General features: G+C 72.7%; 9 protein-coding genes and 1 pseudogene. 3 read left to right on the top strand and 7 right to left on the bottom strand.

What is annotated here, in order from left to right:
* The 3 genes and pseudogenes from AB0M80_RS25950 to AB0M80_RS25940 form a co-directional block, all read left to right on the top strand.
* Positions 1-397 (top strand): winged helix-turn-helix domain-containing protein (locus AB0M80_RS25950; protein ID WP_364569828.1); only part of this gene is annotated, 397 nt, incomplete at its 5' end.
* The gene (locus tag AB0M80_RS25945) at positions 361-969 is read left to right on the top strand and encodes an IS630 family transposase (protein ID WP_364569825.1); all 609 of its coding nucleotides are present in this window, start codon (positions 361-363) and stop codon (positions 967-969) included. The genes AB0M80_RS25950 and AB0M80_RS25945, both read left to right, overlap by 37 nt.
* Positions 970-1161: 192 nt before the next feature.
* Positions 1162-2368: pseudogene (locus tag AB0M80_RS25940) on the top strand (IS110 family transposase).
* A gap of 24 nt (positions 2369-2392) precedes the next feature.
* Here the strand turns inward: AB0M80_RS25940 and AB0M80_RS25935 are convergent.
* Genes AB0M80_RS25935 through AB0M80_RS25905 form a run of 7 tightly spaced genes read right to left on the bottom strand, consistent with a single transcriptional unit; the run spans position 2393 to position 10140 of the window.
* Entirely contained in the window at positions 2393-3925 is a 1533-nt protein-coding gene (locus tag AB0M80_RS25935; protein WP_364569822.1) for a condensation domain-containing protein, read from the bottom strand.
* A gap of 2 nt (positions 3926-3927) precedes the next feature.
* Positions 3928-5205: an ATP-grasp domain-containing protein gene (locus AB0M80_RS25930; protein ID WP_364569819.1), complete on the bottom strand. Its 1278-nt coding sequence runs from the start codon at positions 5203-5205 to the stop codon at positions 3928-3930.
* Entirely contained in the window at positions 5202-5993 is a 792-nt protein-coding gene (locus AB0M80_RS25925; RefSeq protein WP_364569816.1) for an alpha/beta fold hydrolase, read from the bottom strand. The genes AB0M80_RS25930 and AB0M80_RS25925 overlap by 4 nt, the downstream gene beginning before the upstream one ends.
* Positions 5990-6181: an MbtH family NRPS accessory protein gene (locus AB0M80_RS25920; protein ID WP_364569808.1), complete on the bottom strand. Its 192-nt coding sequence runs from the start codon at positions 6179-6181 to the stop codon at positions 5990-5992. The genes AB0M80_RS25925 and AB0M80_RS25920 overlap by 4 nt, the downstream gene beginning before the upstream one ends.
* 11 nt (positions 6182-6192) lie before the next feature.
* Positions 6193-7989 carry a non-ribosomal peptide synthetase gene (locus tag AB0M80_RS25915; protein WP_364569805.1) on the bottom strand — a complete coding sequence of 599 codons (1797 nt, stop codon included), beginning with the start codon at positions 7987-7989 and terminating at the stop codon, positions 6193-6195.
* 29 nt (positions 7990-8018) lie between these two features.
* The gene (locus AB0M80_RS25910) at positions 8019-8282 is read right to left on the bottom strand and encodes an acyl carrier protein (protein WP_364569802.1); all 264 of its coding nucleotides are present in this window, start codon (positions 8280-8282) and stop codon (positions 8019-8021) included.
* Complete coding sequence (locus AB0M80_RS25905) at positions 8275-10140, bottom strand: HAD-IIIC family phosphatase (protein WP_364569799.1); 1866 nt, start codon at positions 10138-10140, stop codon at positions 8275-8277. Before AB0M80_RS25905 ends, AB0M80_RS25910 begins: the two co-directional genes overlap by 8 nt.
* Between the last annotated feature and the right edge of the window lie 3 nt (positions 10141-10143).

Genomic DNA, 10143 nt, shown 5'->3' with positions numbered 1-10143 from the left:
ACCAGTCGCCGAGATCGCGCGGCGGCTGCGGGTGTCGAGCAACGCGGTGTACGTGTGGCGGCGCCGATGGCGCGCCGGTGGCTCGGCCGCGTTGGTGTCGAAGGGACCCGGCGGGTCGGTCTGCCGGCTGGACGAACAGCGCCAGGCTCGCCTGGCCCACGCCCTGGAGGAAGGTCCTGCCGCGCACGGGTTTGATGAGGATCAGCGCTGGACGTTGGCGCGGGTGGCCGATCTGATCGCGCGGTTGTTCCATGTCCGCTACACCTTGCGCGGGGTGTCGTATCTGTTGCACCGGATGGGGTTCTCTCCACAGGTCCCGGCGCATCGGGCGGTGGAGCGGGATGAGGAGGCCATCGTGACGTGGCGGCGGGAGGTGTGGCCGGCGGGAAAACGGTAGCGGCGGAGCAGGGTGCGTGGCTGTGTTTCGAGGACGAAGCCGGGCAGACTCTGCGGCCGCCGAAGGCGCGCACCTGGGGGCGGCGTGGGCAGACCCCGCAGGTCGCGGTGTCGGGTAAGGGGTCGGGCCGGGTGTCGGTCGCCGGGCTGGTGTGTGTGCGGCCCGGCGATCGGTCCCGGTTGATTTACCGCACTCTGACCCATCGGGGCCGTAAGGGTGAGCGGCGTAGTTTCGCCGAGACCGACTACGCCGCCCTGCTGGACGCCGCGCACCAGCAACTCGGCGGCCCGATCGTGGTGGTCTGGGACAATTTGAACACGCACATCAGCACAGCGATGCGGAAGTTAATCGCGGCACGGGACTGGCTGCACGTGATCCGGCTTCCGGCCTATGCCCCGGACCTCAACCCTGTCGAGCACGTGTGGTCGCATGTCAAGCGCGGCTTGGGGAATCTCATCGTGCGCGGCATCGACCAACTGGTCGCGGTGGTGGAGAACCGGCTCAAGCGGATCCAGTACCGACCCGGGCTGCTCGATGCCTTCTTCGCTCACACCGGCCTGGAACCACCGTAATCCCAGCCATTCAACCTCTGTAACGCCCCCAGTCGCACGCATGATCCGGGGGGTGGTGTCACCGGGTCTGGTGGCATCGAGGGATCGCTGATAGGGACACGGCCACCAACTGGTAGGTCTCGTCGTAACGTGGGTGCCGGCCATCGATGCCCAACCCGGTGACCACGTCACGGCGACCGAACGGCAGGGTGGATGAGCAGCAGCTTCAGCGTGTTCCTCGGCCTGGACGTCGGCAAAGACAACCACCACGCGGTCGGGCTCGACCCCGACGGCAAACGGCTGCACGACGCTCCGCTGCCCAACACCGAACCCAAGCTGCGGGCCCTGTTCGACAAACTCGCCGCCCACGGACCACTGCTGGTCGTGGTCGACCAGCCCGCCACCATCGGGGCGTTGCCGGTCGCGGTCGCCCGCGCCGCAGGCCACCAGGTCGCCTACCTGCCCGGCCTGGCCATGCGCCGCATCGCCGACCTCTACCCCGGCCGCGCCAAAACCGACGCCCGGGACGCGTTCGTCATCGCCGACGCCGCCCGCTCCCTGCCGCACACGCTGCGCCCGGTCGACGTCGGGGACGACGCGCTGGCGGAGCTGGAGGTGCTGGTCGGGTTCGACGACGACCTCGCCGGCGAAGCCACCCGGATCAGCAACCGGATCCGCGGCCTGCTCACCGGCATCCACCCCGCCCTCGAACACGCCATCGGACCACGGATCTCGCATCCGGCGGTGCTGGAAATCCTCTCCCGCTGCGGCGGCCCGGCCGGGATCGCCAAGGCCGGTCGCCGCAAACTCACCGCGATCGCGAAGGTCCACGCGCCCCCGCATGGGCGAGAAACTGGTCGAGGCGATCATGGCCGCATTGGGTGAGCAGACCGTCACCGTCCCGGGCACCGCCGCCGCGGACACGGTTCTGCCGCGACTGGCCGACAGTCTGAAGACCATTCTCCAGCAACGGAAACAAGTTGCGGAGCAGGTCGAGGGGATACTTGATGCGCACCCTCTTGCCGGGGTCCTGACCTCGATGCCCGGCATCGGCGTCAGGACCGCAGCCCGCATCCTCCTCGAAGTCGGCGACGCCTCCCACTTCGCCTCCTCCGGGCACCTGGCGGCCTACGCCGGCATCGCCCCGGTCACCCGCAGCTCCGGCACCAGCATCAAGGGCGAACACCCCGCCCGCACCGGCAACCGCCAGCTCAAACGCGCGTTCTTCCTCGCCGCCTTCGCCGCCCTGTCCGACCCGACCAGCAGGACCTACTACGACCGCAAACGCGCCGAGGGCAAGAAACACAACGCCGCCCTGATCTGCCTGGCCCACCGCCGCTGCGACGTCCTCTACGCCATGCTCCGCAACGGCACCCACTACCGACACCCCGAACCCACACCCGTCCCCGCCGCGGCTTGACAACCACATAGGGACACCCCCCGCTCAGCCGGCGTTCGCCGCCAGCTCCGCCACGGCCCGGACCATCTCCGCCAGGAGATGGTCCGGGAAGGCGTCGCCGTAGCGGGCGGTGTCCGCCGTGACGTGCACGCTCAGACCGTCGCCCGCCGCGTCGTTGAGGGCTTCCACGCGGATCGGGAGGCTGGTGTGGTCGCGCATGTCCTCCACCGGCGTGATCAGCCCGGCGGTCAGCAGCTCGTCCCGTGGGTGGAAGTGGACGTAGTTGAACATCACCTCGAACGGGTCGGCTCCCAGCAGCCGGCGCACCGCGGAATACGGGAACCTCCGGAAGGCGAGCAGCTCGTTCTCCGCGGCGAGGCAGTTCCGCGCCGCCGCCCGCCAGTCACCGTCCGGCACGCCGGGACGCACGGGCAGCTGGTTGAGGAACAGCCCGAGCGTCACGTCCGCGCCCGCCTGCTCGGGGCGTCCGTTGAGCAACAGGCCCACCACGGGATCGTCGGTCTTGCGCACGGCACCGACCGCCGCGCAGTTCGCCGCGAGCAGCAGGCTCTTCAACGGAAGACCCCAGCGCGCCGACAGCTCGGCGAGCCGGTCACTGTCAGGACGCGGGATCGTCGCGCTGACCTTGCGGTGCACGGGCCGGTCACCGCCGGGCGCCGCGCCCGGTGGCAAGGTGTCCCGGAGCCGTTCGGCGAACCGGACCGCCTCGGGGTCGGCGGCCGCTTCCCGCTCCAGGCGGACGAACTCGCGGTACGGGACCGGCGCGGGCAGCTCCGGCGGCGCCCCCGCGGTCAAGCCGGCGTACGTCCGCACCAGCTCGTTGAAGAACACCGCCTCGCTCCACCCGTCGAGGATCGCGTGGTGGAACGCATAGGCCAAGACGAAGGACTCGCCGTCCACGGCGGCCGCGTGCACCCGCACCAGCGGCGCGCTTTCGACGTCGAACGGCGCCGCGAGATCGGCCATCACCGCCTCGTGGGCCACCGCCCGCTCGGCCTCGTCCAGCCCACTCCGGTCCGAGACGGCGAGCGGGATCGGCGCTTCGGCCTCGACCACCTGCATGGGCTCGCTGAACGTCGTCAGGTCGAACCGCGTGCGCAGCACCGGGTGCCGGGCGGACAGCCGGGCCAGTGCGGCGGCGAGCACCTCGCGGTCCAGCGGCCGGGTCACCGTCCTGGCCACCACGTCCAGGTAGGCCGTGCCCTCGCTGACGAGCCCCTCGAAAATCAGCCCCAGTTGCAGCCGGGCCGCCGGGTAGACGTCCTCGGCACCGTCCGGGACGCGGGCCCGGTCGAGCGCCGAAAGGAGGTCCGGACCCGAACCGGGGGCGGGTGCGCCCGTCCCCAGTGCCGAGCACGCACCCCGCGGGGTCGGGTTCCGGAACAGGTCGATCAAGGACAGGCTGAGCCCGGCCGGCTCGGCCTCGCCGATGACCTTGAGCGCGAGCAGGGAATCGCCGCCGAGGGAAAAGAAGTCGTCGTCCGGGCCCACCTTTTCGACCTGCAGGACCCGCTCCCAAATCCTGGTGAGCACCGTCTCCGCTTCGGTCCTGTCCATTGTCACCATGCCCCCAGTTCTGCCGCGGCCACGGTCTGCTGCTCCCCCGGGGGGAACTCGAACCGGTACCGCAGCGTCGATTCCACCTTTGCCACGATCGGGGCCAGCCCGGCCACGTCGGCCGCCTCCCCCATCACGATGTCCAGCTCCACGGTCTGCACCCCGCCGGGGAGCTGGGTCCCGGGCCGGGCGTACGGCCGGTACAGCGTCACTCCGGGCAGGTCCCGCACGACGTCGGCGCCGTCGATCCCGACCAGCGTGCCCGCCCGGCGGGGAGCCGGGTGGAACAGCTGGAAGTAAGCCCGGCCGGTGTAGGGATCGGGCACCACGACCCGCTCGCCGAGGGCGATCCGGCCGCCGATCTCGACGAGGTTGACCCCGCGTGCCCGGACAGCCAGCTCGTTGATCCCGCCGCCGAGGCGACCGTTCACCTCGATCAGACGGGGGCCGGACGGCGTCAGCTTGACCTCGGTGTGCGTGAGACCGGTGCGCACGCCGACCGCCGCGACCGCCGCCGCGGCCAGCGCCCGGACCTCGGCCAGCTCGCCCGCGCCGAGCGGGGCCGGCCAGAACCGGCCGGTTTCCCGGAACGGCGGCACCATCGGGAACTTGCCGGTCACCGCCAAGTCCGCGAGCACGCCGTCCTGGACGACGCTTTCGATCGACACGTAGTCGCCGAACGCCCCGCAGTCGCGCCCGGGCAGGTACTCCTCGAGCACCAGAGTGCCCCCTTCGACGAGCCCGGGCGCGGTTTCGGCAAGCAGCCGCCGGACGAGCTGCCGTCCGGTCTCCACGTCCTCGACGTAGAAGGTGTTCCGGCTGCCCCCGCCGTGCGCGGGCTTGAGGACGGCGGGCAGGCCGGTCTCGGCGACGGCGTCCGGCCAGTCGGCCACCGTCTCGATCCGGCGGCAGCGCACGGCGTCGACTCCCGCCGCGCGCAGCGCCGCCCGCTGGTCCCCCTTGTCGGTCAGGCACCGCAAGGTCTGCTCGTCGTGGAAGGGCAGCCCCAGCGGCCCGGCCAGCGCACCGGCCAGGCCGAGCCCGCGCTCGGCGTAGGTCACGAGCCCGTCCGGGCGGTGCGCGGCCACTTCGGCGACGGCCTCGGGCACCGACTCCGCGACGATCACCGGGCCGAACCGGGCCAGCAGCGGCATCATCGCCCGGGTGTGCGCGTTCGGCGGCACGACGAAGACGCAGCGGGCCCAGTCCGACAACCCGACGGCGATGTCGCCGGGGTGGGCCGCACCGTCGTCGTACACGACCACCAGCGTCCTGGTCACCGGACCACTCCCCCGCACGCGGGGACGACGGCCGGGGCCAGCCGCTCGCGGATCGCGCCGGCGAACGTCCCGAGCCGGTCGCGGTAGTAGAAGTGGCCGCCGTCGAAGACGCGGGACGCGAACGACCCGGTGGTCCAGCCGGCCCAGGCGTCGAGGTGAGCCTGCCGGACCCAGGGGTCGGCCGCGCCGCCCAGCGCCAGAAGATCGGCGCGGACCGGCCTCCGGCCGTCCGGGACGTAGCGGGCGAGCAGCAGGTAATCCGCGCGCAGCACCGGAATCATCAGGTCGGCGACGTCGGCCAGGCCGGGCCCGGACACGTCGAGCTGCCCGCCCGCGGCCACCTCGGCGAGCCAGTCGTCCCGGCTCATCCCGAGCACGGTGCCGGTGTTCAGCCGCTGACCGTCCGGCGGCCGGGCCGCGGACGTGACCAGCAGCTCGACGTCCGCTCCGAGGTCTTCGAGAGCGATCGCCAGCTCGTAGCCGAGCACTCCGCCCAGGCTGTGCCCGACCAGGACCAACGGTCCCCGGCAGCAGGCGCGGACCGCGGCCGCGCAGTCGGCCGCGAGCGTCTGCAGAACGGTCGCGTTCGGTTCGAGGTGACGCGGACCGCGGCCGGGGTACTGGATCGCGACCGCGGACTCGCCCGGCTGCACCAGGTGCCCGGCCCATTCGGTGACCGCGTAGGCGCTGCCACCGCCGAAGGGGGCGAACACGAATGTGCGCCGGGGTTCGGCCCGTGCCGCTTCGCCGAGTTGCCACAGCTGCGGGCACAGCTTGCGCCGGCTCATCGCCGATCCGGCCGGGGCTCGGGGCGGACGCCGGCGGGGCGGATGTCGGTCCACTGCCGGTCGATCAGGTCGAGACAGTCCTGCCGGGTGCCCGTGAAGCCGGCCGGCCGCCAGCCGGGCGGCACCGCCACCGTCTCGGGCAGCAGGGAATACCGGCCCTCGGGGTCGATCACGACGACGTGGTCCATCGGTCCTCCGATCAGAGTTCGACGACGGTGACGGCCGCCTCGGGCGTGGGCACCGCCGCGCCGTCGAGCGCGGACGCCAGCTCGGCGGCCGTGGCGTGCTGGTAGAGCTGGGTGATGACGAGGTCCGGGTAGGTCCGGCGGAGCCGGGCGAAGACGGTCAGCGCCTTGAACGAATCGCCGCCGATCTCCATGAACCGGTCCGTCCGGCCGATCGCCGCCCGGCCGAGCACCTCGGACCACACGTCCAGCACGAAACGCTCGGTCTCGGTCCGCGGTGGCTCGGTGGTCTCCTCCGGGGCGGTGGCCTGTTCGGCCGCGGCCCGCAGAGCGCCGAAATCGGTCTTGCCGTTGAGGTTCACCGGGATGGCGGGCACGAAGTGGATCCGGCTGGGCACCAGCGCGGACGGCAGGGTCTCGCGTAGCGCGCGGACGAGCCCGGCGGGTTCGCCGGTCCCGGTGACGTAGGCGACCAGTTCCTTCGGTCCGCCTGCCGCCGGGCTCTCCCCCGTCACCACGGCCTGGCGGACCCCGGGACGGTCCAGCAGCGCGGCCTCCACCTCGCCCGGCTCGACGCGGTTGCCACGCACCTTGAGCTGCCGGTCCGCGCGACCGAGGTAGTCGAGCGTCCCGCCGGGCCCTTCGACGACGACGTCGTCGGTGCAGTAGAACGGCCCTTCGTCACCGACGGCGGCGAACTTCGCCGCGGTCAGCTCCGGTTCGCCGAGGTAGCCGTCGGCGAGGCAGACGCCGCCGAGGTGGAGCACGCCGAGGTCACCCCGGGCGACCGGGCCGCCATCCGGCCCGAGCACCCGGGCCCGCACGCCCGCCAGCGGGGTGCCAATCGGGACCCGGGGCTTGTCGGCGTCCGCCGGCACGACCCGGTGCATGGTCGCGAGGATCGTCGCCTCCGACGGACCGTACCCGTTCTGCACCTCCAGGTCGGGCCGGACGGCCAGGATCGCGCGGGCCAGCCGGGGTGGGAAGGCCTCCCCGGCGACGACGAGCAGCTTGCGCGGCAGCAGCGCGGCCAGCTCTCCTTCGGCCGCCAAGGCCTCCAGCTGCGACGGCGTGTACGTGAGGCAGTCGGCCGGGTGGGCCCGCAGGTCGGCGGCCAGCGCGACCGGATCGAGCGTGGTTTCGCGGCGGTAGACGTCCAGGCGTACGCCCGAGAGGAGGGCGCCGTAGACCGAGACCTTGCCCAGGTCGGCGGCGAACGTCGTGGCGAGCCCGAAGCTGTCCAGGCTGGGCGCCTCGATCCGCTCGAAGAAGGCCGCGGTGTAGTTCAGCAGCGCGCGGTGCGCGACGACGACGGCTTTCGGCGTTCCGGTGGAGCCGGAAGTGCAGACCAGGTAGGCGACGTCGCCGGGGGCGAGCCCCGGCTCGATGCGGTACGGGGCGGACGCGGTCTCGAGAGTGGCGACGGGGAGCGCGCTGCCGGTGAGCCGCCCGGCGTTGCGCTCGTCGGTGAAGACCGCGCGTGCCTTCGTCGTGGCCAGCAGTGCCGCCACACGGGCGTCCGGGTCGGTCGCCTCGATGTGCACGTAGGCGGCTCCGACGGCCCACGCCGCCAGGACGGCGATCATCGACCGCGGGGACCGGTCGTGCAGGACGGCGACGACGTCTCCGCGGCCGATGCCGCGGCCCCGCAGCCAGTCGGCGGCGGCACCGGCGGCCCCGGCCAGCTCCGCGTAGCCGATGATCGCCCCGCCCTGCCGCAGCGCCGGACGGTTCCCGGCCGCCTCGGCGACCGCGGCGAACGCGTGCGCGGCGGTCGGGGCCCGGCGCACCGATTCCGGCAAGCCAGCCATGTTCGTTCCTCCGTTCAGGACGCCCGCGCTCATCGGCGGGCCTCGGGACGGCGGGCGGCGGCGGTCAGCTCCGCCAGCCCGCCGACGGTTGCGGTGGTCAGGTAGGTCTTGAGGTCGAGCCGGACGCCGAAGGTGTCCTCGACCGCGGTGAACAGGCGCAGCGCCGTGTGGCTGCTCCAGCCGGCCAGGTCGGTGAAGGACCGGTCCGGGGTGAGGTCGGCGAGGGGCACATCGGTGACGGCGGCGATCAGCCGGGTCAGCTCGGGTCCTGGGTCGACAGAGGTGTCAGGCATGAGCGGTCGTCCGTTCTTCGTGCCGGAGGGTGATCCACGAGGGGGCGAAAGCACGTTCCGGGTGCAGGGGCAGGATCCGGCGGTCACCGGCGGGCGTGAACCCCGCGGCGGCGAGGAAGTCGGCGGCCGGGCCGTTGCGCCCGGTGGCCCGGAACGCGGCTTCGAGCCGGTGTGCGCCGGCGTCCGCGGCCAGGCCGGCCACGGTCTGCAGAACCGCGAACTCGATGCCGCGCGCGAAGACCCGGCAGCTCATCACCATGTTCTCGATCAGCCAGCTCTCCTGCCCGCACGTGAGCCACACGGCTCCGACGACCCCTTCGTCGCCGAACCGGTCCTCGACCTCGAAGGCGAGCACGAGGCCGTCCGGCGCCGTGGCCATTTCCCGGGTCCGCTGCTCGGAATGCGCGTGGCCGGTCAGGGTGAACTGGTTGGTCCGCGCGCCGAGCTGGACGACCCGTGGCAGCTGGTACTCGTCGGCGGCCCGCACCCGCACGGTCATCGCCAGCCCGGCCAGGTAGTCCTCTGTGGACGGACGGCTTTCCTGCCAGCGCTGGCGTTGCTCCCGTTCCTGGTAGAGCTCGGTCCGCCGCCGGTCGGTGTCCGTGGTCGCCAGCACATCGAAATGCCCCCCGGACACCATGGCGGCGACGTGGTCGGCGGGATCACCGTCGACCCGGATGACGGCCACCTGCGGCAGCGATCCGCGGACCAGCTCGCATTCGAACGGCGAGTCGTCCACGAAGACGAAGCTGTCGAGCCCCAGATTGAGCTCGGCCGCGATTTCGGCGAGGCTGCCGTCCTTGGCGGCCCAGTTCGCCTTGACGGCCACGAAGTCTTCGCGGCGCAGGGCGAGCCCGGGATGCTCGGCGAACACCCGCTCCACCAGGTCCGGGTCGTTCTTGCTGGCCACGGCGACCAGGACGCCCTGACGCCGCAACGACTGCACGGCGCGCTGCATCGCGAGGAACGCGTTGCCCGGGTACAGCGAGCCGACTTCGATGTTCTCCAGGCCGTCGTCGCCGAGCACGCCGCCCCACAGGGTGTTGTCGAGGTCCACCACCAGGCACTTGCGGGACGTCCCGGCGACCGCGCGGGCATAGCCGGCGGCTTCGCGGGCATAGCGCCACTCGAGCGCCGGGGACCAGGCCATCCCGGCGAACCGGTGCAGCCGCTCGTCTCGCAGCGGGATCGCCGCGCTCGCCAGCAGCGTCTCCAGGTCGAGCACGCCTACGCGGCCGCCCGGCTCGGCCAGGTCGAGCAGGCCGAGGTTCAGCTCCCGCCACAGCCGGCCGAGCCGCGCGCGGTCCTCGTGCGCGATCAGCGTCTTCGGCCGCTCGGCGGGCAGCGGCACGGTGTGGAGCAGCACCCGTCCCTTGCCGTGCCGGGCGAACGCCGTCACGGCGTCGCCGAACGCAGCCAGCCGCTCGGCGCTCTCCGCCTGTGCGCTGCCGAGATCTTCCGGGCTCACCCGGTCCGGGAGAAAGAACCGGTCGTCGGTCAGGCACAGCGTCAGGTCGGGCGCGAACCGCGTCAGCTCCGAGTCGCCCGCCTGCAGCTGCGCGAGCAGCCGGTCGGGCGGGGTCAGCCGGATCCGGGCGTCGATCCCCGCGGCGAGCAGGGCGACGCGCAGCAGCGGGGCGACGTTGTCCGCCGTGAAGGACGCGGCGATCGCGACGCGGAGCTCGCGGGCCGCGCGGCCGGGCGGCAGCACCAGTGCCGGGTCCAGGCCGGCCAGCACGCGCCCCGCCTCGCGGACCAGCGTGACGTCGTCGGTGCGGACCAGCAGGTCCGGCAATGACGGATCGAAGGCGGCGCCCGGCTCGGCCAGGCGGCGCACTCGGGCGAACAAGTCGTCCACAGC

The organism is Amycolatopsis sp. NPDC051045, from assembly GCF_040682955.1.
Classification (GTDB): Bacteria; Actinomycetota; Actinomycetes; order Mycobacteriales; family Pseudonocardiaceae; genus Amycolatopsis.
This window is presented reverse-complemented; position numbering and strand designations above follow the sequence as displayed.